Genomic DNA, 24,291 nt, shown 5'->3' with positions numbered 1-24,291 from the left:
CGTCCCCAAGGCCCCTGCCCGAGATTGGAGCTCCATGATCACCGCGAAGGGTCTGTACAAGCGGTACCGGAACACTGTGGCGGTAGACCATCTCTCGTTCGACGTCAAGCCCGGTGTGGTCACCGGTTTCCTCGGCCCCAACGGGTCGGGGAAGTCGACCACGATGCGGCTGATGCTCGGCCTCGACTACGGCGGGGGCGAGACGCTGTTCGACGGCCAGGCGTTCGACTCGATCCGCCGCCCCATGAACGAGGTGGGGGCGCTGCTGGAGGCGAAGCCGTTCCACCCCACGCGCAGCGCGCGCAACCACCTGCGGATGCTCGCGGCCGCGAACCGCATCTCCGATGCGCGGGTCGACGAGGTCATGGAGTTCGTGGGCCTCGGCGAGGTCAGGCGCAAGAAGCCGAAGGGCTATTCGCTGGGCATGGCCCAGCGGCTGGGCCTGGCGCAGGCGCTGCTTGGCGACCCGAAGATCCTGCTGCTGGACGAGCCGACCAACGGCTTGGACCCGCATGGCATCCACTGGATGCGTGACGTCCTCAAGCGGCTCGCGTCCGAGGGCCGCACGATCTTCGTCTCCAGCCACCTGCTCTCGGAGATGCAGCTGATGGCCGACGAGCTGGTCGTCATCGGCAGGGGCACGATGATCTTCAACGGCGACGTGGCGACGTTCGTCCGCGAGTTCACGCAGTCGACGGTGGTCGTCCGCGGCCCCGAGGTGGCCGGGCTCTCGGCGGCCTTGGAGGCGGCGGGGGCGTCGGTCGCCGCCGGGCCGACCGGCGAGCTGGTCGTCTCCGATCTCGAGCTCGACAAGGTCGGGCACCTGGCCTTCACCGAAGGGGTCGAGCTGCACGAGCTGTCCTCGCGCAGCGCCTCCCTGGAGGAGGCGTTCATGTCCGCCACCGGATCCTCGGAGCAGTTCGTGGCCCAGGAGCCGGTCCAGCCCATCGCCCAGGAAGGCGGTACCGCCGATGAGTGACGCTCTGCGGTTCGAATGGATGCGTCTGCGGACGCTGCGGTCCACCTACTGGCTGCTCGGGGTGGGGCTGGTGGCCTCGGCGCTGATCGCGGTGCTCATCACGCTGGTGGTCAACGTGGTGGGCGGCGAAGAGGCCCCGATGGACGAGATGCTGGCCTTCGCGCTCAACGGCGGCGCGGCGTTCGGGATCCCCTTCATGGCGGTGTGCATGGCCATTATCGGGATCTTCGCCACTGGGCACGAGTGGCGGCACGGCACCATCCAGCCGACGCTGACGGCGCTGCCGCAGCGGTCGCGGCTGATCCTCGCCAAGGTCTTGGTGGTCTCGGCGACGGCGGTGGTGGCGACGGTCGTGTCGTTGCTGATCAACCTCGGCATCGTCTTCGTGTTCTGGGGCGAGGCCCCGGGGCTGCTCGACGACCCGCTCAACCAGGCGCTGCCCGGTTACGTGGTGTACACGCTGATCTACACGCTCGTCGGACTCGGATTGGGGCTGCTGTTCCGCGGTGTTCCCTTGGCGCTGGTGGTCATCTTCCTGGTGCCGCTGATCCTGGAGGGCCTGATCTCGGGGCTGGCGATGGTCCCGGCGCTGGACTGGCTGGTACCGGTGGTGAAGTTCCTGCCGTTCTCGGCCGGGGCGCAGCTGATGTCCACTTCGACGTTCGAGGGTGAGCCGGTGGTGGACTTCGACCTGTTCAGCCGCTGGGCGGCGGGCGGCGTGTTCGCGGTCTTCGCCGCGATCATCCTCGGCGTGGCCTGGTACCTGTTCAAGAAGCGCGACGCCTGAGCGAAGCCGAATGCGAAACGGCCCGGGGCGCACGCCCCGGGCCGTGATGCTGTATCCTATACTCTATATGTTATAACATATAATTTATATCTTATATTTTATAGGCTATTGGGCTTCGAGTTCGCGGCGGACGAGGTCGGCCGTCTCGATCGAGTTGAGCGCCGCGCCCTTCATGAGGTTGTCGCCCACGACGAAGAACTCCAGGGAGTTCGGGAAGTCGATCGACTGGCGCACGCGCCCGACCTGGGTGCCGGGCTTGCCGACGCCGTCGATCGGCATTGGGTAGACGCTGTTCGCCGGGTCGTCGACGACGTCGACGCCGGGCGCGGCGGCGAGGACGCGGTGGGCCTCCTCGACCGTGACCTCCCGCGCGAAGGTGGCGTGGACGGCCTGCGAGTGGCCCACGGCCACCGGCACGCGCACGCACGTCGAGGCGACCTTGAGGTCGGGCAGGCCGAGGATCTTGCGCGACTCGCCTCGGACCTTGAGCTCCTCGGAGGTCCAGCCGCCGTCCTTCCAGCCGCCGACCTTCGGGACGACGTTGAGCGCCAGCGGCGCGCCGAACGGCGCGTCGAAGTCCTCGCCGAGGACCGCGCGCACGTCGCCGGTCTCGGTGCCGATCCGATCGACGCTCGCGATCTTCGCAATCTGGTCGTACAGGGCCTCCAGGCCCTCCTTGCCCGAGCCGGAGGCGGCCTGGTAGGACGCCACGGACATCGACACCAGGCCGAACGCCTCGTTCAGCGCCGCGAGCGTCGGGATGAGCGCGAGCGTGGTGCAGTTCGCGTTCGCGATGATGCCCTTGGGGCGCTCGCGCGCCGCCTCGGGGTTGGCCTCGCGGCACACCAGCGGCACCTCGGGGTCCATGCGGAAGTGCCCCGACTTGTCGATGACGACCACGCCCTTGGCGGCGGCCACGGGCACCCATTCGGCGCTGACCTCGTCGGGCAGGTCGAAGTGGGCGATGTCGATCCCGTCGAAGGCGTCTTCACCGATGGCCTGGACTTCGAGGGTCTCGTCGCCGACCGGCAGGCGCTTCCCCGCCGACCGCGCCGAGGCGATGAGGCGGATCTCGCCCCAGTTGCCGCGTTCGGCGGCGATGAGCCGCCGCATGATCGAGCCGACGACGCCGGTGGCCCCCACGATCGCCACGTTGAGTTTGCGGTCCATGCGCTATCGCCCCGTTCCCGCGTAGACGACGGCGGTCTCGGAGCCGCCGAGCTCGAACCTGTCGTGGACGGCGCGCACGGCGGCGGCCAGGTCGGTGTCGCGGCACACCACCGAGATGCGGATCTCGGAGGTGGAGATGATCTCGATGTTGACCCCGGCGTCGGCCAGGGCCTCGCAGAAGTTCGCCGTGACGCCCGGGTGCGAGCGCATTCCGGCGCCGACCAGGGAGATCTTGCCGATGTGCTCGTCGTAGATGAGCTTCTCGAAGCCGACGGCCTCCTGGTGCTTCTTGAGCGCCTCGGTGGCCTTGCGCCCGGAGTCCTTCGGGAGCGTGAACGAGATGTCGGTGTGGCCGTTGCCGGTCGTCGACACGTTCTGCACGATCATGTCGATGTCGATCTCGGCGTCGGCGATGATGTGGAAGATCGAGGCGGCCGCGCCGGGCTTGTCGGGCACGCGCGTGACGGTGATCTTCGCTTCGGAGTCGTCGTGCGCGACGCCGCTGATGAGTGCTTGCTCCACGGGCAGGTCCTCCATGTAACCCGACACGATCGTGCCGGTCTTGGTCGAGTACGACGAGCGGACGTGCAGCGGGATGCCGTAGCGGCGGGCGTACTCCACGCTGCGCAGGTGCAGGATCTTGGCGCCCGAGGCGGCCATCTCCAGCATCTCCTCGAAGGTGATCGTCTCCAGGCGCTTGGCGTTGGGCACGATGCGCGGGTCGGCGGAGTAGACGCCGTCGACGTCGGAGTAGATCTCGCACACGTCGGCGCCGAGCGCCGCCGCGAGGGCGACCGCGGTCGTGTCCGAGCCGCCGCGGCCGAGCGTGGTGATGTCCTTGGTGTCCTGGCTGACGCCCTGGAAGCCGGCGACGATCGTGATGAAGCCCTCGTCGAGCGAGGAGCGGATGCGGCCGGGCGTGACGTCGATGATGCGCGCCTCGCCGTGGGCGGCGGTGGTGAGCATCCCGGCCTGCGAGCCGGTGAACGATCGGGCCTGGAAGCCCAGGTTGTTGATGGCCATGGCGAGCAGGGCCATGGAGATCCGCTCGCCCGCGGTCACGAGCATGTCGAGTTCGCGCGGCTCGGGCACCGGCGAGACCTGCGCGGCCATCTCGAGCAACTCGTCGGTGGTGTCGCCCATCGCCGACACGACGACGACGACGTCGTCCCCGCGCTTTCGCGTGTCGACTATCCGCTCGGCCACGCGCTTGACGCGCTCCGGGTTCTCCACCGATGATCCGCCGTATTTCTGTACGACCAGCGCCACGGGATTCACCTCAATACCTGTTGTCTCGGGTGCTGTCGTCTGCCTGCGAGCAGGCAGCCACCTCACCTTAGCCGCGACCTGCGGCGTGGCGCCAGGTCGTTCCGGGTCTCGGGACGCACAATCGCGCTGTGGCATGGCGATACTCCCTGAAAATCAGAACGGTCACAGCAGTGGCCGCAATCACATTGCTGGCGGGCTGCGGGACGGCGACGGCGGTGAACGAGCCCGATCCGGAGCCGCGGGCCGCGGGCGCGCGGGTGGCGCTGATCGGGCGGGTGTCCAAGGCGCTCGACACGTCGTTCACCGCCGAGTACGAGTGGTCTGAGGGATCGGCGGTCACGGTGTGGGCGGCCGAGGACGGCACGTGGCGCGTCGACGTCCCCGGATGGGGGCTCGGCGGGGCGGCCGACGTGTCGGTGGCGTGGACGACCGGCGGGTTCTTCCAGTGCGCCGACCAGCGGTGCGTGAAGCTGGCGGGGATCACCGGCGAGATCCCCGAGGACTACGACCCGCAGGTGCAGCGGCCGTTCGTCGAGTGGCTGCCGCTGCTGCTGGACCGGCGCATGCCGTTCGCGGTGAGCCGGGACGGCGACTGCTTCGAGCTGGAGCCGAACACCGTGGTGGTGGACACGCCGCTCCCGCCGGGCGAGTGGTGCCTGGACGAGGCCGGGACGGTCCTGTCGGTGTCGGCCGACGGCTTCGGGACGCTCACGCTCGAAGGCGAGCCGCAGGCGGCCGCGGCGACGGTGGAGCTGCCCGGGGTGATCGTGGAGGAGGGCGAGCCGGTGGTCCACGAGGCGCCCGAGCAGCCCGAGGAGACGCCGTCCGCGACGGCATCGCCGTCGGGGTCGCCCTCGCCCGCGGCGAGCGACGGTGAGTAAGGAAGACGACACTCGCCCCGGATCGGGGGCCCGCCGTGGCACCATGAAGACTGGCCAACCGCCACTGCCGCGCACGTCGGCGCGGCACCGTACACACCATCCAGGTGATAACGCATGAACGGACCGATCGACCGGCACGCCGAGACCTCCGTGCCGATCCACCCGCTGCTGGCGTCCCGCCACTCGACCCGCGCCTTCGAGGCCGACTTCGAGCTGAGCGACGAGCAGATCGCCGCGCTCCTGGAGGCCGCCCGCTGGGCGCCCTCGGCGGGCAACACGCAGCCGTGGCGGTTCATCGTCGCCAGGCGCGACACCCCCGAGTTCAAGCGGGTGCTCGACTGCCTCGACACCGGCAACGCCGAATGGGCGCAGCACGCCGCGGCGTTGCTGGTCGCCGTGCGCGTGGAGGCCAACGCGAAGGGGCCGCTGTCCCACGCCGCCTACGACCTGGGGCAGTCCATGGCGCACCTGACGTTCCAGGCCGCCGCCGAGGGCCTGACGGTCCGGCAGATGGGCGGCTTCGACGCCGACGCCATCAGCGGCGAGTTCGACCTTCCTTCGGAGCTCAAGCCGACCTCGGTGGCCGCCATCGGCGTCGCCGGAGATCCGGCGCTGCTGGCCGAGAGCGTCGCGGGCCCCGACCGCAAGCCGCGCGCCCGGCTGTCGATCGACGAGCTGGTCATCGGCGGCTGAAGCGTCCCAATCGCCGGACGCGGCATCGACGCCGGTGCCCGCCGGGTGTAGGCTCGGCGGCAATCATGCGGTATTCGATGCTCCTTAGCTGCCGCGGCGGGGCCAACTAGGTCGGCTCCCTCGCCGCGGGTTCTCGCATGCCGGCTGGCAATGACAACCGCGTTTCAAGGAGCAACCGTTGACTTCCTCAGCCTTCGCTGGCCGCGTCCAGCGATACCAGCCCTACTCCAGCCAGTTCACCGTCGACCTGCCGAACCGCACCTGGCCGGACCAGGTCATCGAGACCGCGCCGACCTGGTGCGCGGTGGACCTGCGCGACGGGAACCAGGCCCTCATCGACCCGATGACGCCCGACCGCAAGAAGAAGATGTTCCAACTGCTGGTCGCCATGGGCTACAAGGAGATCGAAGTGGGCTTCCCTTCGGCCTCCCAGACCGACTTCGACTTCGTGCGCCAGCTGATCGAGCAGGACCTGATCCCCGACGACGTCACCATCCAGGTCCTCACCCAGTGCCGCGAGCACCTGATCGAGCGGACCTTCGAGAGCCTGGTCGGCGCCAAGCAGGCCATCGTCCACTTCTACAACTCGACCTCGACGCTCCAGCGCCGCGTCGTGTTCGGCCTGGACCGGGACGGCATCACCGACATCGCCACGTCCGGCGCCCGGATGTGCCTGAAGTACGCCGAGGCCATCACCCCCGACACGGCCGTCCGCTACGAGTACTCCCCCGAGTCCTACACCGGCACCGAGCTCGACTACGCCCTGGAGGTGTGCTCGAAGGTCGCCGAGGTCATCCAGCCAACGCCGGACTGGCCGCTCATCGTCAACCTGCCGGCCACCGTCGAGATGGCCACCCCGAACGTGTACGCCGACTCGATCGAGTGGATGCACCGGAACCTGCCGAACCGCGAGTCGCTGATCCTGTCGCTGCACCCGCACAACGACCGCGGCACCGGCGTCGCCGCGGCCGAGCTGGCCGTCCAGGCCGGGGCCGACCGCGTCGAGGGCTGCCTGTTCGGCAACGGCGAGCGCACCGGCAACGTATGCCTGGTGACCCTGGGCATGAACCTGTTCAGCCAGGGCGTGGACCCGAAGATCGACTTCTCGAACATCGACGAGATCAAGCGCGCCGTCGAGTACTGCAACCAGCTGCCGGTGCACGAGCGGCACCCGTACGCCGGGGACCTGGTGTACACGGCGTTCTCCGGCTCGCACCAGGACGCGATCAAGAAGGGCTTCGCGCACCTGGAGAAGGACGCCGCGGCCGCCGGGGTCGCGGTGGACGACTTCGCGTGGGGCGTGCCGTACCTGCCGATCGACCCCAAGGACGTGGGCCGCAGCTACGAGGCGGTCATCCGCGTCAACTCGCAGTCCGGCAAGGGCGGGGTCGCCTACGTCATGCACTCGGAGTACGGCTTCGACCTGCCGCGGCGCATGCAGATCGAGTTCAGCCAGGCGATCCAGCGGCACACCGACGCCTCGGGCAAGGAAGTGTCGTCGGCCCAGATCCACAGCATCTTCCGCACCGAGTACCACCCGGACTACCAGCCGCGGCGGCGCCTGGTCGTCGACGACCACACCACGAACTACGCCGACGAGACGGTCACGCTGGACGCCGAGATCACCCTGGACGGCGTGGAGCAGAAGGTCTCGGGCAGCGGCAACGGGCCGCTGTCGGCGTTCACCGACGCGCTGTCGACGGTGGGCATCGAGGTCGAGGTGCTGGACTACGCCGAGCACGCCCTGTCGGCGGGCCAGAACGCGCAGGCCGCGTCCTACGTGGAGTGCGTGATCGGCGGGAAGACCGTGTGGGGCGCCGGCGTGCACCCGAACATCGTCCTGGCGACGATGCGCGCGGTGGCGAGCGCCTACAACCGCGCTTAGCGCGAAAGGCATGCGGCGGGGCCGCGGGCGGACGCCCGCGGCCCCGCTTCGCGCCTCTACAGGTCGACGGTCAGGCGGACTTCGACGGTGTCGCCCTCCTCGACGTCCTCGGCCTTGCGGACGGCGGCCTTGAGCGGGACGATGTAGCCGCCGTCCTTGGGCCACAGCGAGGTCTTCCAGGAGGTCGGTCCGAGGTGCGCCGTCACCGGGACCATGCCCCAGCCGTAGCTGACGACATCGGAGGCCGCCTCCAGTTCGCGGCAGGCGGCCTCGGGCACCGAGACGAAGTACCACGGCGCCGGGCCCCTCCAGAACCAGACCTCGCCGCTGAACGCGAGTTCCATGGCCCGAGCGTATACGGATCGGGCCGGGGAGGCGCCCCTCCCCGGCCCGTCCTTTCCGTCCCTGTCGCTACATGGCATAGGCGACCGGGTAGTGGTCGGATCGCTGGATCTCCTTCATCACCGTCCCTTGCAGATGCGGGTGCGATGCGGAGGTCACGCACCAGTCGAGCTTCTTGGTCGCCTTGGTGTTGGCGTTGTACGTCGCCTCAGCGGGCCCGTGGCAGTGGTACCCGTCGATGCCCGGTTCGCGGTTGAAGTCGCCCGCCACCACCCATGGCGTTCCGCTCGGCACCGCCTTGGACACCGCCTCCAGCAGCCCGCGCGCATCGGGCCCGTTGGGGCTGATGGCGTGGATGCTGAAGACCGCGGTCCCATCGAAGTGGGCGCCGAGCGCGGGCCGCTTCCGGGGCTCGTCCGCCGCCTCCACGAGCATGGGAGTCCGCGGTTCGAGGTCCGGAGGGGAGACGATGGCGAGATTGCAGCGCCCGCCTCCCTCGTCCGACTCGTACCAGACGATCCAGCGGCCCGGCTTCCTCGTCGTTCCGCCCCAGCGGTAGCGCTTGACGCCTTGGCCGTTCGCGTCGACCAGGGTCGCGGACGCCGGGACGGATCCGCATTCCTGCAGGCAGCAGACGACTTCCGAGCGTTCCGGCACGAGCGGGGCGACTCCCGTGTTCCACGCCGCCTCGGTCGATGCCTTCGCTCCCTGCATGTTCCATGTGATGATTTCCATCGATTGGCTCCTTTCGAGAGGTTCGTCCGAGCGGGGCCGCCTTGGGCCGGGCGGCCCCGCCCTCGTCGCGGGAGTGCGGCCAGCAACTCCCGCGCCGGTGTTAAGACTCGTTCGGCGGGTAGGAGGCGACGCCGCCCATCACGTAGGCCACCTGCTGCTCGAGCGGGATCGTGCCGCTGGGCTCGGGCGCGCCGAAGGTGACGGTGACCGAGCCGTCGCTGGAGCTCGTGTCCACCTTGTTCACCGCGTAGGACGCCGAGGCCGAGCCGATCGGGAACAGTCCGAACAGGTCGACCGACGCCTTCGCGCCGACCTGCATGTCGCTCTTGACCTGGTGGGCGTTGCCGCCCTTGAAGGTCATGGACATCTCCGGCTGGCGGGAGATGACGAAGGTCTTCAGGCGCGAGAGCTGCTTGCCCTGCCCGAACAGTTCGTCCACATCGAACTCGCTGCCGTGGAGCTGGTAGCCGGTGGCGTCCTTGCCGGTCTTCGACGCGATCTCGCCGAGCATCTGCTCGTCGTACCAGCCCGTGTCGCCTTCTGGCGACAGCGCCGACGGCGTCGCTCCGAGGATGGTGACGCCCTTGTAGTCGAGGTCGATCGTGACCTCGGACGAGCTCGACGTGTAGGTCGAGAGGTCGTAGGACGCCGACGCGCCGAAGTCGAAGGACAGGGCGTCCATGATCGGGATCGAGAAGCCGGCCTTGCCGCCCACGCTGAGGTCGGTCGACTTCGAGGAGAAGTTCGACAGAACCATGTGGAGCGACACGGCGTTGCCGTCGGCCTGGAGCTGCCCGATGAGCTGGTTCGCGCTGGGCAGCCTGTCGGGCGTGTAGCCGACGTAGAACTGGCCGGCGCCGATCTCCTCGCCGCCGTTGGACTGGTCCGGCTTCAGGATGCTGTTCTTGGCCGCGTTGAGCCTCGCGGTCGCCGCCGCGTAGTTGTTGTGCAGCAGCATGCTCGTCGCCGCCATGCTCTGGTAGCCCATGATGGCGTTGTAGAGCGCGCTCTGCGAGGCGGGCATGTTCTCCAGGGAGCCGTACAGCTTCGTCAGCTGGTTGAAGACGTCCTGGATCTTTCCGCCGAACGGCAGCGGGTTGGAGAAGGTGCCTCCGGCGTTGGTGAACTCGGTCAGGACCGAGGCGATCTGGGCGGACGCGGCCGTGTCCTCCTTGTTCATCGTCTCCTGGTCGGCCTTGGAGAAGCCGAAGACGGTCGAGCCCAGGATCCGTCCGTAGAGCGTCGAGAAGCGCCCGGTGCCGATCGAGAGCTGGCCGGCGCTGTCGGCCAGCAGCAGCGCGTCGAGGTCCTGCAGCGTCGCCGCGTTGTAGTACGCGTTCGGGCCGTAGGTGATCCCGTAGTTGAAGCCGGACGGGCAGGCCACGGCGCTGAACTTGCCGTCGAGCTTGGTCCCGACGAACTCGCCGACCTTGCTCTGGAGCTCGTCCGAGAAGGCCTTCTGCGCGTCGGTGGTGCCGGTGGCGCCGGCGACACCGCCGACGGCGCTGCGGAAGGCCGGGGCAGCGGGGCCGCCGGTCACGCTGTTCGTCACGTAGCGGCAACGGCCCTCGGGCGGCGGCACTGTGCCGTGCGGGAAGGTGGCCGCGAAGGCCACGTAGGCCTGGTGCCACGCATCCAGGTGGTTGGCGGCCACGAAGCTCCCCGTGTAGCCGTTGAGCCCGTAGCTCACGGTGATCGAGTAGGTGTTCATGATGCTCCTTTTCTCGGATGGGCGACCGGACGCTGACGTTCGATCGCGTTGCATCCAGAATCACCAACCACTCGAGCCACCGGGACTACTCGGGGATTCCTGTTCGAAGGCGAACCGACAGTTGTACTTCGTGATCTCATATCATTGAATTGTGGTCAAAGATGTTGCGCCGCAAAAGATCAGGGAATGGCGTTCACGATTGGACGAGCTTTTCCTTACGTTGGCGGGATTGTTCGGGAGAGTCGAGTTGAGACGGCGTGCCAGGTCCTATCTGGTGGGTCTATTGGCTCCGGTGGAACGCAAGAGCGGCTGGCAGCTCGCCGAGGCCGCCGGGGACGCGACGCCGGTGCGGGTGCAGCACTTCCTGAGCCGGGCGGTGTGGTCGGCCGATTCGGTGCGCGACGCGCTCCGGGCCTACGTCGCCGTGAACCTGGCGGGCCCCACCGGGGCGCTGGTCGTCGACGAGCTCGACTTCGCCAAGCGCGGCCCGGCCTCGGTCGGGGTGCACCGGCAGTACTCGCGCGCGGCGGGCAGGGTCGAGAACTGCCAGGTCGGGGTGTTCCTGGCCTATGTCGGCGGGCACGGCGGGGTGCTGATCGACCGTGAGCTGTACCTGCCGGCCTCCTGGACCGACGATCCCGAGCGCTGCGCGGCGGCGGGCGTCCCGGCCGAGCGGGTGGCCGCCGGGGCGCTGTCGAAACCGCGGCTGGCCGAGGCGATGATCGCCCGCGCCGTGGCCGCCGGCGTCGAGGCCGGATGGGTGGCCGCGGACGCGACGTACGGGCACGACAGCGACTTCCGGGCGTTCCTGTCCGCGCGCCGCCTGCCGTACGTGGTCGAGGTGCCGCTCACGGAGGCGGTGTCGGAGCTGGAGGAGGACGGGCGCGTCGACGCGCTGGTGGAGCGGGCGCCGGCCTCGGCCTGGCACCGGCTCGCGGCGGGGGCGTGCGCGCAGGGGCGGCACGAGTACGACTGGGCCTGGGCGACGCTGCCGGGCTCGTGCGGCCTCCCGGCCGGGTTCGTCCGCACGCTGCTGGCGCGGCGCTCCGTCGAGCGCCCGGCCGAGGTCGTCTACTACCTGTGCTTCCACTCGGACGCGGTGGCGCGCGAGGAGATCGTGCGCACCGCGGACGCGCGGTGGGCCATCGAGTCGTGCTTCCGAGCCGCGAAGGCCGACTGCGGGCTCGACCACTACCAGGTTCGCCGGTGGGAGGGCTGGTACCGGCACGTCACGTTGGCGATGCTGGCGCACGCCTTCCTCGTGGTCACCGCCTCGACCGGCGCGGGGGCCGAGGCGGTCCGCGGCGGTGCTCCGGCGGGAAGCCGGGCGCTCAGCTGGCGCTGACGGGCGGCTTCGGGGGCGAATGCAACGAAATACGGTTGTCGCCGTGCGGAAACGGACGATTCGGCCTCTCTGGACACCGGGGCGCGGTTCATGTGCCGCGTCCCCGGTGCCCCTGCGCCGCCTCGGATGTCCGGTTCAGCGGTCCCGAGCGGGTCAGCGGTAGGCCGAGGACTGGAGGCCGTAGAGCTCGGCGTAGGCGCCGCCGAGGGCCATGAGCTCATCGTGGGTGCCGGTCTCGGCGACGCGGCCGCCTTCGAGGACGACGATGAGGTCGGCCATCGAGACGGTCGAGAAGCGGTGGGAGACCAGGACGGTGACCGTGCCGCGCCCGCGCCCGGCGCGGACCTCCTCGGCGAACTTCTCGAACAGGGCGTGCTCGGTCTGCGGGTCGAGCGCCGCGGTCGGCTCGTCGAACAGGACCAGGAGCGGCTCGCGCCGCATGCGGCCGCGGCCGATGGCGAGTTTCTGCCATTGGCCGCCCGAGAGGTCGGTGCCCCCGTCCCAGCGGGTGCCCAGGCGCGTGTCCAGGCCGGAGGGGAGGTCGTCGATGACGTCGTCGGCTCCGGCGCGGGCCATCGCGGAGCGGACGCGGTCATCGTCGAAGGCACTGCCGAAGGCGGACGCTGAAGCACCGTCGACGCCGCCTTCGATGTCGCCGACGCCGATGGTCTCGCGGGCGGTGAACTCGAACTGGGCGAAGTCCTGGAAGGTCGCCCCGATGTGCCGCCTCCAGTCGGCCGTGGCGAAATCGGTCAGGTTCGCGCCGTCGACCGTGATCACGCCGCTTGTCGGCTGATAGAAACCGGACAGGAGCTTGACGAGGGTGGTCTTCCCGGCGCCGTTCTCGCCGACGAGGGCCACGACCTTCCCGGCGGGCAGGGCGAGCGAGACGTCGTCGAGCGAGGGGCGTTCAGCTCCAGGATAGGCGAAGGACACGCCGTCGAGGACGATGCCGTCCGAGAGGCGCTCCGGTACGGGGGCGGGCTCGGCCGGTCCGCTCGAAGCGTCGGCGTAGGCCTTCAGCCAGGCGAGGCGCTGCCCGAGGCGGCCGAGGCGGAGCAGCAGCGAGGTCTGCATCGCCAGCGCCCCTGCCGAGTTCGCGACCATCCCGATGAGGCCGACGAGCAGGATCACGTCACCGGCGCTCGCCCGGCCTTGAAGCGCCAGGTAGAGGATGAAGCCGATGCCCGCGGCCATGCCGACCGCCGAGAGGACGCCTTCGGCGGCGACGGCGCGGGCGGCCCGCCACTGCTCCCGGTTGCGGTGGTCGACCACCGCGCGCCCGACCTCGGTGTGGAGGCGGCCGACCGCCTCGGCGCTGCCGAAGACCCGCAGCTCCTTGCCGGAGGCCGCGGCGGTGGCGACCTCGAACAGGTGGCGGCGCTTGCGCTCGGTCTCGCCGGTGTCCTTGATGGCCTTGTCCTCGATGTTGCTGCCTCGCTGGGCGAACATCATGGCGCCCAGGCTTATCGCCGGGAAGAGCAGCAGCAGCGGGTGGACCTGGACGAGCAGGGCGCCGCCGACGAGGATGGTGATCACGGCCCGGAGCCACTGGGCGGTCCAGTTGACGCCGCCGCTGAGCAGCCAGCGGTCCTCGCGGATGTGCTGGACGCGGTCGAGGTAGTCGGCGCGCTCGTGGTGGTCGAGCCCCGGCGGGTTCCCCATGAGCCTCATGAGTTCCCGGTCGGCGGTGCGGTTGGCGCGGTAGAACACCGCGAACACGAGCTTGACGTAGGCGAAGATGACGGCCCAGACGAGGGCGACGCCGAGGGCCAGCGCGACGGCGGCAGCGGTCGCGGCGCGCTCGTCGCCGTTCTGGACGCCGTCGATCATGAGCTTGAGCGCGTAGACGATCAGCGGCATCAGCGTCGCCTGGATCGCACCGAGGAGGATCTGCCCGATGACGGCCTTCGGGCCCGCGCGGTAGCCGATGGCCAGGGATTTCCAGTAGCCGAGCCAGCCGGACTTGAGGTTCGCGATCATGAGAGGTCCTTAGTGGTCTTCGCCGGGGAGTGCGGTGCGGGCCAGCCGGTCGGCCTGGAGGGTGAACGCCGTCGCGTAGGTGCCGCCGAGGGCCATGAGCTCGGTGTGGGAGCCGTCCTCGGTGACGCGGCCGCCGTCGAGGACGACGATGCGGTCGGCGCGGCGGACGGTGGAGAAGCGGTGGGAGATGACGATGGTGGTCAGTCCGGCGGTGATGTCGAGGAACTGCTCGTAGAGCTCGGCTTCGGCGCGGACGTCGAGGGCGGCGGCGGGCTCGTCGAGGATGAGGACCTTCGCTCCCGCTTGGACGGCGAAGAGCGCGCGGGCCAGGGCGATGCGCTGCCACTGGCCGCCGGAGAGGTCGGTGCCCCCCTTGAACTCTCCGGAGAGGACGGTGTCGAGGCCGTCGGGGAGCGACTCGACGAGGTCGCGGATGCCCATCGGCTCGCAGGCCTTCCAGATCCGGTCGGTGTCGGCGGCCAGGTGCGGGGCACCGAGGGTGATGTTGTCGCGCACCGTGAGCTGGTAGCGGGTGAAGTCCTGGAACAGGGCCGAGAGGTGCGTGCGCCACTGGACGGGCGCGACGTCGGCGAGGTCGGTGCCGTCGACGGTGATCCTCCCGGCCGTGGGGGCGTAGAGCCCTGCGAGGAGCTTGACGAGGCTGGTCTTGCCCGCGCCGTTGTGGCCGACGACGGCCAGGGACGACCCGGCCTCGATCTCCAGGTCGAGTCCTTCGATCACCGGGGCGTGGCCGCCGGGGTAGGCGAAGCCGACGCCTTCGAAGCGGATCGCGCGCTCGGGCGCGGCCGGGGCGAGCTCGGCGCTCGCCTGCCGCTCACCGACTTCGAGGCGTTCGTCGAGGTCCATGACCTTGGGGATCGGGAGGGTGCCGAAGGAGACGAACGCGGCGTCGTCGTCGAAGGCCGAGAAGTAGAACATGCCCTGGAGGGCCACGGCGTAGACGGCGAGGGCGCCGAAGCCGACCAGACCGGCGAGCCCGGCGTCGACGAGCGCGACGGTCGTGACCGCGGTGAGCGCCAGGAGCGCGCCGACGACGGCGACGGCGGTGCGGAGGCGGACGTGCTCGGTGCGCCTCGACTGGTCGAGGCGCTCGCCCCACTTGCGGTCGTAGCGCTCCAGCAGCCACGGCATCATGCCCCAGACGCGGAGCTCCTTGGCGGGCGCGGCGGTGATGGCGAGGTCGCGCAGGTACTCGGTCTCGCGCATCTCGGTGGACTGGAGGTAGGTGGTCTTGCCCATGCGGCCGTACTCGCCCTGCATGGCGAGGAAGATCGCGGGCCAGGCGACGAACCAGGCCAGGCCGATCCAGACGTTGAAGAAGCCCAGGACGATCGAGGAGCCGAAGGCGGTGAGGAACTGCGGCGCGATCCTCGACAGGCCCTGGACGGCGCGCTCTGGGCGGATGAAGTCCATGCCGAGCTGGCGGGCGATCCGCAGCAGCGCGAGGACGTCGTCGTCTTCGAGGTGGGTGATGCCCGCCGGGCGGGCCACGGCGGCGACCAGGCGGTCTTGGAGGAGCAGTTCGAGGTCGCGTCCGAGGCTCAGGGCGAGGGCGCGGTGGACGTTGTCGACGAGCCGCTGGAGCAGGAGGGCGATCGCACCGGCGGCGAGCAGGAGGTAGGCGTCCCGGGCCTCGGGCGAGCCGGGTCCGGCGTCGGCCGCGGCGGGGATGCGGCCGATGAGCAGGCCGGTGGCGATGGTGACGGCCAGCGGGAGGAGGGCGACGGCGAGGGTGGTGCCGGTGAGGAGGGCGGTGCGGGGGCGGCTGATGCGGGGCAGCAGCCTGACGACGGTGAGGACGCCGCGGGCGGCGGGAAAACTGGGGGGCGTCATGTGATTCCAATCTGACGTCATAATGACTGCCATGTGACACCATATATGACTGAGGTCTCACTGGCAAGCCACATCAATCCTGTCACCGACCGCGCTCACGAGGGGTTCGCGAGCCTCCCGAGCTGTGCCCATGAGCGGCTCGCGAGCGTCGCCGCTGTGCCCATGACCGGCTCGCGAGCCCCGCTCGCCGTGCTGCCGGTAGTCTTGTTCCACGTGTCAGCAGCGCCCAACCTCGTGAACCTCGAGACCGTCTCCAAGGCCTACCCCGAGCAGGTCATCCTCGATGCGGTCTCGCTCGGCGTGTCCGCCGGACAGCGCGTCGGCGTCGTCGGCCGCAACGGCGACGGCAAGTCGACGCTGCTGAAGCTCATCGCGCGCACCGACGAGCCCGATTCGGGCCGCGTCGTCCGCACCGGCGGGACCACCGTCGCGAGCCTCGGCCAGGCCGACTCGCTCCCCGACGCCGCGAGCGTCCGCACCGCCCTGTTCGGCGACGCCGACGCCCACGAATGGGCCTCCTCGCCGCGCGTCCGCGAGGTCCTCGGCGGCCTGTTCGGCGGCCTCGACGCCCCGGGTCTGCCGGAGGGGCTCGACTCGGCGATCGGCGTGCTCTCCGGCGGCGAGCGCAGGCGCGTCGACCTCGCCCGCGTATTGGTCGATCCTTCGGACCTCCTCCTGCTCGACGAGCCGACGAACCACCTCGACATCGAGGGCATCGCCTGGCTCGCGGCCTACCTGGGCGGCATCAAGTCCGCCATCGTCGTCGTCACGCACGACCGGTGGTTCCTCGACGCGATCTGCGACCGGATCTGGGACGTCCAGCGCGGCAGCGTGTTCGAATACGACGGCGGCTACAGCGCGTACGTCCTGGCCCGCGCCGAACGCGAACGCCAGGCCGCGATCGCCGAGGAGAAGCGCCAGAACCTCATGCGCAAGGAGCTCGCCTGGCTCGAACGCGGCGCCAAGGCGCGCACCTCGAAGGCGAAGTTCCGCATCGACGCCGCGAACGAGCTCATCGCGAACGAGCCGCCGCCGCGCGACACGGCCGAGCTGGTCTCCTTCGCCACCGCCAGGCTCGGCAAGACCGTCTTCGAACTGCACGACGTCACCGTCAAGGCCGGGGACCAGGTCCTGCTCGAGCACCTGGACTGGATGCTCGGCCCCGGCAAGCGCGTCGGGCTCGTCGGCGTCAACGGCGCGGGCAAGACCTCGCTGCTGCGGGCGCTGGCCGACGCCACCGAGGACCGCCAGCCCGCCGAGGGGCGCATCAAGGTGGGCCGCACGGTGAAGCTGGCGTGGCTGACCCAGCACATGGAGGACCTGGACGGCTCCTGGCGTGTGCTCGAGTCGATCGAGCAGGTCGCCAAGCGGGTCCAGTGGGGCAAGAAGGAGATGTCGGCCGGGCAGCTGGCCGAGCGCCTCGGTTTCGTGGGCGGGCGCCAGCGCACGCTGGTGCGGGACCTCTCGGGCGGGCAGCGGCGGCGCCTCCAGCTGGCGCGGCTGCTCATGGCCGAGCCGAACGCGCTGTTCCTCGACGAGCCGACGAACGACCTCGACATCGAGACGCTGACGCAGCTGGAGGACCTGCTCGACGACTGGCCGGGCACGATGATCGTGGTCAGCCACGACCGGTACTTCACCGAGCGCGTCGCCGACGAGACGTGGGCGCTCTTGGGCGACAAACACCTGCGGATGCTGCCGCGCGGCATCGAGGAGTACCTCGAGCGCCGCGCCGAGGTGAAGTCCGCCCCGGCCGCTCAGGCCGCGACGCAGTCGAAGCCGCCCTCGCAGTCGACGGTCGACCGCGCCACGCAGAAGGAGCTGTCGAAACTGGAGCGTCGTCTGGAGAAGGTCGAGGCCAGGATCGCCGAGGTCCACGCCGACATGGCCGCGTCCGCGACCGACCCCGCCAGGCTCACCGAGCTCCAGGGCCGACTGACCGAGCTGGAGCGCGAACGCGACGAGATCGAAGAGCGCTGGATGGCGCTCGCCGACTGATCCGCATCGCCGTCCGCGGGCCGCGTCCCATGGCTCGCACGGCGTCTGACCGATACCCGACTGCACTGCGAGGCTCGGGGCCGCCCCGGGCGTGTCGCGCGACGGCTGCGTCCCACCGGAACCATTGGGACGCATGGTGTCCGATATGACTTCGAGTCGGCAGTGTACCGGATTCCCATGCCCGCGACGGTGATGGGCGTCGTGGCCGTCTATTCGCTCATTCGCACCGCTCGTACATGGGCTTCCCATTTCACCGTTCTTTGCCTAACCTCGATCCGAAAGCCCGAAAGGGTTGGTTTCATCGAACCGACCAGTCCGGATCCGCGTGCGTCCCATCATGCTTCGCGACCGGTCCGGACCGACCGAAAGGGAGTGTCCCTTGATGTCCACCTCCGCGATCCCCATCCGCCGAGCCGCCGCGGCGGCGCTGGCCGCCGTCGCCGTGCTCGCAGCGGTCGCCCTGAGCGCCACCGGCGCCCACGCCGGCCCGGCCGGCACCGTGCTCGGCGCCGAAGCCGAGAACGCCGTCGAAGGCGAGTACATCGTCGTCATGGAGGACGGCTTCTCCGCCATGTCGAGCGAGTACGACGCCGAGGTCGTCGACCGCTTCGAGCTCATCAACGGCTTCCTCGCCGAGATGAGCGCCGACGAGGCCGCACGCGTCGCCGCCGACGGCTCGGTCGCCTACGTCGAGCAGAACCGGACGGTCAGCGTCGACGGCGTCCAGCCGGGCCCGCCGTCGTGGGGCCTCGACCGCGTCGACCAGCTCGACCGGCCGCTCGACAACGCCTACGAGTACCTCGGCGACGGCTCGGGGGTGACCGCCTACATCATCGACACCGGGATCAACATGGCCCATGCCGAGTTCGCCGGGCGCATCGGGCACGGCGCCGACTTCGTCGACGGCGACTCCTACCCGATCGACTGCCACGGCCACGGCACCCATGTCGCCGGGACCGTCGGCGGATCGAGCTACGGGCTCGCCAAGAAGGTCACGCTCGTCGGCGTGCGCGTCCTGAACTGCGCGGGATCGGGCACCTACGCGAGCGTCCTCGACGGCATCCAGTGGGTCGCCCGGACCGCCTCGGGGCCTTCTGTGGCGAACATGAGCCTCGGCGGCGGCTACTCCGCCGCGATCAACCAGGCCGTCGAAGCGGCGGTCGCCTCCGGCGTCACCTTCGCGATCGCCGCGGGCAACTCGAGCCAGGACGCGTGCACCGTCTCCCCGGCGTCGGCGCCGTCGGCGATCACCGTCGCCGCGACCGGCCGGAGCGACTGGCGCGCCCCCTTCTCCAACTACGGGCCCTGCGTGGACGTGTTCGCCCCCGGCGTGGACATCACCTCGGCCTGGATCGGCTCCGCCTACGCCTCGAACACCATCTCGGGCACCTCGATGGCCTCGCCGCACGTGGCGGGCGCGGCCGCGGTCTACCTGTCGCTCCACCCGAACGCCTCCACCGACCAGGTGGCCGGCTGGGTGACCGGCAACGCCGCCCGTGGCCGCGTGTCCGATGTGCACGGCAGCCCGAACCTGCTGCTGTACACCGGCGACGACAACACGCCCGGGCCGGTCGACTGCACGGGATCCAACGGCACGTCGACGCCGATACCGGACCAGGGAACCGTCGAGTCGAGGGTGTCGATCTACTGCGACCGCGCGGCGAGCGCCTCCAGCGAGCTGGCGGTCGGCATCACGCACAGCTACCGCGGCGACCTGGAGATCTACCTGATCGCCCCCGACGGCACCAGCTACCAGGTCAAGGAGCACGACATCGGCGACCCGGGCGACAACGTCCGGCGGGCGTTCCACGTCGACCTGTCCGGCGAGCACGGCTCGGGCACATGGACGCTGCGCGTCGTCGACGCCTTCTCCCTCGATTCGGGGACGCTGGACGGCTGGTCGCTCGTAGTCTGATTCCGTTCGCACCACCGCATATCGGATGACGGCGGGGCCGGGGCAACTGCTCCGGCCCCGTTCGTCGCGCCCTGTGGCCGTTCCACTTCGAGTAGTTTGTCGTATTTAGACAGAAGTTGCTTGTAAGGGTTCAATGATTTAATTTTCGCTTTCGAGCCCTTTACGAACTTTGCTCTATACCTTAGCCTCAAAATGTGAGGCCACCTCACGGCCGAACCGCAGACAGAACACAGACGAAACACAGATGAATCACCTCCCCCGGGCGACCCCCCAGCGCCACCCCGCGTCAGCCGTCCCCCAGGGGCTGAACACAAAGGAGTTCCCCCGTTATGTCAACGGCAGGAAACAAACGGCGGCTCCGCCGAGGAGCCGCGGTCGCCACTGCGATCGCGGCCGCAGGCGGATCGCTGCTCGCGGTGAACGCGATGGCCAGCGCCGAGCAGACCGAGTCGGCCGATCCCGCCGACGTCATCATCGGCGCCGACTCGGCCGACGCGATCGCCGGCGAGTACCTCGTGGTCCTCGAAGACGAAGCGCCCCAGAGCCTCGCGGCCACCGTCGACGACGTGGTGGCCGAGGCCGCCGGATCGGTCGACGTGATCGACGAGATCGGCCTCCTGGACGGCTTCGTCGCCGAGATGAGCCCCGAAGAGGCCGTCGAACTCGCCGCTGACGACTCGGTCGCCTACGTCGAGCAGAACCGCACGGTCAGCATCGCTCAGGTCCAGGACGACCCGCCCTCGTGGGGCCTCGACCGCGTCGACCAGGCCGCGCTGCCGCTCGATGAGGCCTACGAGTACGACTACACCGGCGCGGGCGTCACCGCCTACATCCTCGACACGGGCATCAACCGGAGCCACAACGAGTTCACCGGCCGCATCGGCGAGGGCTACGACGCCATCGACTTCGGCGGCGACGCCTCCGACTGCAACGGCCACGGCACTCACGTCGCGGGCACCATCGGCGGCACGACCTACGGGCTCGCCAAGGAGACCACGCTCGTGCCGGTCCGCGTCCTGGACTGCTCCGGCACCGGCTCCTACGCGGGCATCATCGCGGGCATCGACTGGATCACCGCGAACGCCTCGGGCCCGTCGGTGGCGAACATGAGCCTCGGCGGCACGTTCAGCCAGGCGCTGAACGACGTGATCGCCGAGGCGGTCGGCGCGGGCGTGACGTTCGCGGTCGCCTCGGGCAACAACGGCCAGGACGCGTGCGACGTCTCCCCGGCCTCCGAGCCGGTCGCGATCACCGTGGGCGCCACCGACTCGGCCGACTCGGCGATGGCCTGGTCGAACTGGGGCGAGTGCGTCGACATCATGGCCCCGGGCCACGAGATCACCTCGGCGTGGATCGACGGCGCGGACGCGACGAACACCATCTCCGGCACGTCGATGGCGACCCCGCACGTCGCGGGCGTCGCCGCGCTGTACCTGGAGGCGCACCCGGAGGCGAGTCCCGCCGAGGTCGCCGAGGCCCTGGCGGCGGGCGCCGTCCCGGACGCGGTCAGCGAGGTGAACGGCAGCCCGAACCTGCTGCTGAACACCGAGTTCCTCGCCGCTGAGTGACCACAGCAGACACGCGGAAGGGGTCGCCCGAGGGCGGCCCCTTCCTGTTGTCTTGTCGGTGGATCAGGTCATTGCCCGGTGCCGTGTCGGCCAGACGTCAGCCGATGGTCCAGTCCTGGACGGACAGGCCGTTGCAGGTCCACTGCCGCACCTCGGCGCCCGGGTCGGTGAGCCAGTTGTAGTCGTCGAGGCAGAGCCCGCTGTTGCGGTTGACGATGTTCGAGTAGCCGCCGCCGGAGTCGACGATCTGCCAGTCCTGCACCGACAGGCCGTTGCAGGTCCACTGCTGGACCTCCGCGCCCGGGTCGGTGAGCCAGTCGGTGTCGTCGAGGCACAGGCCGCTGTTCTGGTTGGTGATCGTGTAGTAGCCGTCGCCCGTCGGGGTCAGGAGCCAGTTCTGCACCGTTTGGCCGTTGCAGGTCCACTGGCGCACCTCGGCGCCGGGGTCGGTGACGAAGTTGTAGTCGTCGAGGCACAGGCCGCTGTTGCGGTTGATGAGCCGGTGCACGCCGCCGTGGTCGCCGCCGCTGCGGACTTCGTAACCGGCGGCGTCGATGTTGGCCTGGACGGCGTCCTCGGTGGCGTTCGAGGGGTAGCCGTCGGTCATCACCCCCTCGTAGAAGGTGCCCGCGGCCCAGTGGCTGTTGTCGCCGCCGATGCCCAGGACGATGGCGCCCTCCTTGTGCATCGGGTTGTAGCCCGAGACGTTGGGGCGGGGGCCGTCGTAGTAGGTCGACAGGCCACCGGACTGGGCGTTCCCGCCCCGGATGGCCCAGTGGTTCGGCTCGCCCTTGACGATGGCGGTCAGGAAGCGGTGGCTGACCGACGGGTCGTTCCCGTTGTAGTCGGGGCTCACGCCGGAGAACAGGCCGTTCTCCAGATCGGCCATGATCCACGGACCGTTGCCGGCGCCCGAGCCCCAGGCGGTGTTGTTCCCGAAGTAGATGGTCTCCATGTGGCCGTTGCCGGTGTCGAGGCTGCTGGTCTCGGCGTTGCCGTAGTCGAAGCAGCAGCCGTCGTTGTAGTGGGTGCCGTCCAGGACGGCGTACATGCCCTCGGGCTCGTCGCCGGTGGCGATGCCGTTGGTGCTGTTGTCGCGGTAGCCGGTGCCGGGAGCGACGAACACGCCGTAGGCGTCGTGGCCGCCGACGGTGACCGGCGCGGCGGTGGCGATCGCGAGGTTGTCGTAGCCGCCCGGTGCCGGGCCGTCGAATCCTCCGGGAGGCGCCTGGGTGAGGTGGTTGCCGCGGCCCGACTGGTCGTAGATGACGCTGATCAGGCAGGTGGTGTTCGCACAGAACGAATCCTGTGCGGCGGCGTCGGCGACGCCGCCGGGCTGCAGCGGGTGGATATCGGTGGTGGCACCGTCACCGCGTCGGACCTGGTACAGCGGGCCGTCGTAAGACCCGTAGAGCGCTCGGGTGGTGCTGTGGGCGGCCACGCACGGCGTCCCGCCGTCGGCGTAGATGTCGCACGGGCCGGTCCCGGCCGCCTGGGCACTGGTGGCGCCGACGAAGGCGCCGGATGCCAGCGCCAGTACTCCGGCGGCGGCCAGCATCAGTCGTCTCGGTGTTCTCATGGTCATGTGATTCCTTCAAGCCTGGAGTCGGCAGCACAGGGGCGGTCGGCTCATCGAAATCGGTCGGGCACGCTTCCGCCGCCGGCCCGGACCGCGGTGGCGGTCCGGCTGCCGGGTCGATGCGCCGTCTGCGTCCTCTGTCATGCGAGCGAGCCATGTGAGCGATCACATTGCGCTCGAGACGGATGTCGAAGTGTCATGCCGAATTGTTATCGATCACATCTACAGCACAGGGGCGGGCGCGATGCCGTGAGAGCAGCCTAACATAGATAGTGACACATGTAAATAGGCTGTTTTCCGCTGGCCGTCCAGGGGAACTCCTGCGTCAGGTGAGTCGGTCGAGGACGATCGGGCCGCGCTTCACCGGCCGTGCGCCGACGCCCCAGCGGCCCTCCAGGGCCTCCCGGGCGGCCGCGAGGCGCTCGGGAGTGTCGGTGTGGAGCCGGAAGACCGGCTCCCCCGCCTTGACCGTCTCGCCGACGGTTTTGAGGATCTCGACGCCGGCCCCTGCCTGCACCGGCTGGCCTTGCCGGGTGCGACCGGCGCCGAGACGCCATGCGGCGACGCCGACAGCATAGGCGTCCATGTCCACCACGAAGCCGCCGGTTTCGGCCGCGACCTCCTCGGTGTGGCGCGCCGTCGGCAGCGGGGCGCCCGGGTCGCCGCCCTGGGCGGCGATCATCTTGCGCCAGGCGTCCATCGCGCGGCCGTCGGCGAGCGCGGCGGCCGGGTCGAGGCCGGGTTTCCCCGCGGCGGCGAGCATCTCGGCGGCGAGGGCCACGGTGAGCTCGACGACGTCGGCCGGACCGCCTCCGGCGAGGACCTCGATCGATTCGCGGACTTCGAGGGCGTTGCCCGCTGTGCGTCCAAGTGGGACGCTCATGTCGGTCAGGAGCGCGCGGGTGTCGACGCCGTGGTCGCCGCCGAGGCGCACCATCGTCTCGGCGAGTTCCTTCGCCTGGCCGAAGTCCTTCATGAACGCGCCGGAGCCGACCTTGACGTCGAGGACGATCGCGTCGGCGCCCTCGGCGATCTTCTTGCTCATGATGGACGACGCGATCAGCGGGATGGACTCCACCGTGGAGGTGGTGTCGCGGAGGGCATAGAGCTTCTTGTCGGCCGGGGCGAGGTCGCCGGTGGCCGCGCACACCACCGCGCCGATCTCCCTCAGCTGCGCCACGACGCCCGCCTCGTCGAGGTTCACGTCGAAGCCGGGGATCGCTTCGAGCTTGTCGAGGGTGCCGCCGGTGTGGCCGAGGCCCCGGCCCGACAGCTGCGGGACGGCGACGCCGAAGGCGGCGACGAGCGGCGCGAGCGGCAGCGTGATCTTGTCGCCCACGCCGCCGGTGGAGTGCTTGTCGACGCACGGCTTGCCGACGCCGGAGAGGTCGAGCGTGATGCCCGAGCGGATCATCGCGGCGGTCCAGTCGGCGATCTCGCGCCCGGCCGCCCCGTTGAGGAAGATCGCCATCGCCAGGGCCGACATCTGCTCGTCGGCGACCTCGCCTGCGGTGTAGGCTTCGATCACCCAGTCGATCTGGGCGGTCGACAGCTCGCCTCCGTCGCGCTTGGTCCGGATGACGTCGACTGCGGTGAT

At 69.9% G+C, this 24,291-nt stretch carries 18 protein-coding genes; 9 read left to right on the top strand and 9 right to left on the bottom strand.

Features of this window, described 5'->3' with window-relative positions; genetic code table 11:
• Positions 1–34 precede the first annotated feature (34 nt).
• Both H613_RS0122640 and H613_RS0122635 read left to right on the top strand, forming a co-directional pair.
• A complete protein-coding gene (locus H613_RS0122640) occupies positions 35–979 on the top strand; it encodes an ATP-binding cassette domain-containing protein (RefSeq protein WP_026925558.1) in 945 nt (314 codons plus the stop codon).
• The gene (locus tag H613_RS0122635) at positions 972–1,766 is read left to right on the top strand and encodes an ABC transporter permease (protein ID WP_026925557.1); all 795 of its coding nucleotides are present in this window, start codon (positions 972–974) and stop codon (positions 1,764–1,766) included. The genes H613_RS0122640 and H613_RS0122635 overlap by 8 nt, the downstream gene beginning before the upstream one ends.
• Before the next feature lie 105 nt (positions 1,767–1,871).
• On the opposite strand, the gene H613_RS0122630 is transcribed toward H613_RS0122635, so the two are convergent.
• Positions 1,872–2,936: an aspartate-semialdehyde dehydrogenase gene (locus H613_RS0122630; RefSeq protein WP_026925556.1), complete on the bottom strand. Its 1,065-nt coding sequence runs from the start codon at positions 2,934–2,936 to the stop codon at positions 1,872–1,874.
• 3 nt (positions 2,937–2,939) lie between these two features.
• Positions 2,940–4,205, bottom strand: coding sequence for an aspartate kinase (locus H613_RS0122625; RefSeq protein ID WP_026925555.1), 1,266 nt, complete (start codon positions 4,203–4,205; stop codon positions 2,940–2,942).
• 170 nt (positions 4,206–4,375) lie between these two features.
• Here H613_RS0122625 and H613_RS28565 point away from each other — a divergent pair, with 170 nt between their 5' ends.
• From H613_RS28565 to leuA, 3 genes are all read left to right on the top strand, one after another.
• On the top strand, positions 4,376–5,086 hold the full coding sequence (locus H613_RS28565) for a hypothetical protein (RefSeq protein ID WP_156926214.1): 711 nt from the start codon (positions 4,376–4,378) through the stop codon (positions 5,084–5,086).
• Positions 5,087–5,200: 114 nt separating this feature from the next.
• Complete coding sequence (locus H613_RS0122615; RefSeq protein ID WP_026925554.1) at positions 5,201–5,779, top strand: nitroreductase family protein; 579 nt, start codon at positions 5,201–5,203, stop codon at positions 5,777–5,779.
• 178 nt (positions 5,780–5,957) lie between these two features.
• Complete coding sequence (gene leuA / locus H613_RS0122610; protein WP_026925553.1) at positions 5,958–7,664, top strand: 2-isopropylmalate synthase; 1,707 nt, start codon at positions 5,958–5,960, stop codon at positions 7,662–7,664.
• Positions 7,665–7,720: 56 nt separating this feature from the next.
• Here the strand turns inward: leuA and H613_RS0122605 are convergent, their stop codons facing one another.
• The 3 genes from H613_RS0122605 to H613_RS0122595 form a co-directional block, all read right to left on the bottom strand.
• Positions 7,721–8,008 (bottom strand): DUF1905 domain-containing protein, encoded by a 288-nt coding sequence (locus H613_RS0122605; RefSeq protein ID WP_026925552.1) that lies wholly within the window; start codon positions 8,006–8,008, stop codon positions 7,721–7,723.
• 67 nt (positions 8,009–8,075) lie between these two features.
• Positions 8,076–8,741 (bottom strand): endonuclease/exonuclease/phosphatase family protein, encoded by a 666-nt coding sequence (locus tag H613_RS0122600; protein ID WP_026925551.1) that lies wholly within the window; start codon positions 8,739–8,741, stop codon positions 8,076–8,078.
• A 100-nt stretch (positions 8,742–8,841) separates the two neighbouring features.
• Positions 8,842–10,452: a hypothetical protein gene (locus H613_RS0122595; protein ID WP_026925550.1), complete on the bottom strand. Its 1,611-nt coding sequence runs from the start codon at positions 10,450–10,452 to the stop codon at positions 8,842–8,844.
• A gap of 151 nt (positions 10,453–10,603) precedes the next feature.
• On the opposite strand from H613_RS0122595, the gene H613_RS28560 reads away from it, so the two are divergent.
• Positions 10,604–11,797, top strand: a complete 1,194-nt coding sequence (locus tag H613_RS28560) for an IS701 family transposase (protein ID WP_281171218.1) — start codon at positions 10,604–10,606, stop codon at positions 11,795–11,797.
• Between the two features lie 153 nt (positions 11,798–11,950).
• Here H613_RS28560 and H613_RS0122585 read toward each other — a convergent pair whose 3' ends face one another.
• Both H613_RS0122585 and H613_RS29640 read right to left on the bottom strand, forming a co-directional pair.
• On the bottom strand, positions 11,951–13,780 hold the full coding sequence (locus H613_RS0122585; protein ID WP_035739063.1) for an ABC transporter ATP-binding protein: 1,830 nt from the start codon (positions 13,778–13,780) through the stop codon (positions 11,951–11,953).
• A gap of 9 nt (positions 13,781–13,789) precedes the next feature.
• Positions 13,790–15,634: an ABC transporter ATP-binding protein gene (locus tag H613_RS29640; RefSeq protein ID WP_051393722.1), complete on the bottom strand. Its 1,845-nt coding sequence runs from the start codon at positions 15,632–15,634 to the stop codon at positions 13,790–13,792.
• 213 nt (positions 15,635–15,847) lie between these two features.
• On the opposite strand from H613_RS29640, the gene H613_RS0122575 reads away from it, so the two are divergent.
• From H613_RS0122575 to H613_RS0122565, 3 genes are all read left to right on the top strand, one after another.
• Complete coding sequence (locus H613_RS0122575; protein ID WP_035739136.1) at positions 15,848–17,632, top strand: ABC-F family ATP-binding cassette domain-containing protein; 1,785 nt, start codon at positions 15,848–15,850, stop codon at positions 17,630–17,632.
• 382 nt (positions 17,633–18,014) lie between these two features.
• Positions 18,015–19,547 carry a S8 family serine peptidase gene (locus H613_RS0122570; protein ID WP_051393720.1) on the top strand — a complete coding sequence of 511 codons (1,533 nt, stop codon included), beginning with the start codon at positions 18,015–18,017 and terminating at the stop codon, positions 19,545–19,547.
• Between the two features lie 329 nt (positions 19,548–19,876).
• Entirely contained in the window at positions 19,877–21,115 is a 1,239-nt protein-coding gene (locus H613_RS0122565) for a S8 family peptidase (RefSeq protein WP_026925546.1), read from the top strand.
• Positions 21,116–21,212: 97 nt separating this feature from the next.
• Here H613_RS0122565 and H613_RS0122560 read toward each other — a convergent pair whose 3' ends face one another.
• Positions 21,213–22,700: an arabinofuranosidase catalytic domain-containing protein gene (locus tag H613_RS0122560; protein WP_211234930.1), complete on the bottom strand. Its 1,488-nt coding sequence runs from the start codon at positions 22,698–22,700 to the stop codon at positions 21,213–21,215.
• A gap of 319 nt (positions 22,701–23,019) precedes the next feature.
• Positions 23,020–24,291 carry a thymidine phosphorylase gene (locus tag H613_RS0122555; RefSeq protein WP_026925544.1) on the bottom strand — a complete coding sequence of 424 codons (1,272 nt, stop codon included), beginning with the start codon at positions 24,289–24,291 and terminating at the stop codon, positions 23,020–23,022.

Origin of the sequence: Glycomyces arizonensis DSM 44726, from assembly GCF_000482705.1 — a bacterium.
Taxonomy (GTDB): Bacteria; Actinomycetota; Actinomycetes; order Mycobacteriales; family Micromonosporaceae; genus Glycomyces; species Glycomyces arizonensis.
The sequence above is the reverse complement of the archived record's forward strand: the minus strand, read 5'-3'. Positions and strand labels throughout refer to the sequence as shown.

What these genes read in the sequence shown, in the direction of transcription:
- H613_RS0122640 (WP_026925558.1), top strand. Translation starts at nt 35, where the DNA reads ATGATCACCGCGAAGGGTCTGTACAAGCGGTACCGGAACACTGTGGCG.
- H613_RS0122635 (WP_026925557.1), top strand. Translation starts at nt 972, where the DNA reads ATGAGTGACGCTCTGCGGTTCGAATGGATGCGTCTGCGGACGCTGCGG.
- H613_RS0122630 (WP_026925556.1), bottom strand. Translation starts at nt 2,936, where the DNA reads ATGGACCGCAAACTCAACGTGGCGATCGTGGGGGCCACCGGCGTCGTC.
- H613_RS0122615 (WP_026925554.1), top strand. Translation starts at nt 5,201, where the DNA reads ATGAACGGACCGATCGACCGGCACGCCGAGACCTCCGTGCCGATCCAC.
- H613_RS0122605 (WP_026925552.1), bottom strand. Translation starts at nt 8,008, where the DNA reads ATGGAACTCGCGTTCAGCGGCGAGGTCTGGTTCTGGAGGGGCCCGGCG.
- H613_RS0122600 (WP_026925551.1), bottom strand. Translation starts at nt 8,741, where the DNA reads ATGGAAATCATCACATGGAACATGCAGGGAGCGAAGGCATCGACCGAG.
- H613_RS0122595 (WP_026925550.1), bottom strand. Translation starts at nt 10,452, where the DNA reads ATGAACACCTACTCGATCACCGTGAGCTACGGGCTCAACGGCTACACG.
- H613_RS0122585 (WP_035739063.1), bottom strand. Translation starts at nt 13,780, where the DNA reads ATGATCGCGAACCTCAAGTCCGGCTGGCTCGGCTACTGGAAATCCCTG.
- H613_RS29640 (WP_051393722.1), bottom strand. Translation starts at nt 15,634, where the DNA reads ATGACGCCCCCCAGTTTTCCCGCCGCCCGCGGCGTCCTCACCGTCGTC.
- H613_RS0122570 (WP_051393720.1), top strand. Translation starts at nt 18,015, where the DNA reads ATGTCCACCTCCGCGATCCCCATCCGCCGAGCCGCCGCGGCGGCGCTG.
- H613_RS0122565 (WP_026925546.1), top strand. Translation starts at nt 19,877, where the DNA reads ATGTCAACGGCAGGAAACAAACGGCGGCTCCGCCGAGGAGCCGCGGTC.
- H613_RS0122560 (WP_211234930.1), bottom strand. Translation starts at nt 22,700, where the DNA reads ATGACCATGAGAACACCGAGACGACTGATGCTGGCCGCCGCCGGAGTA.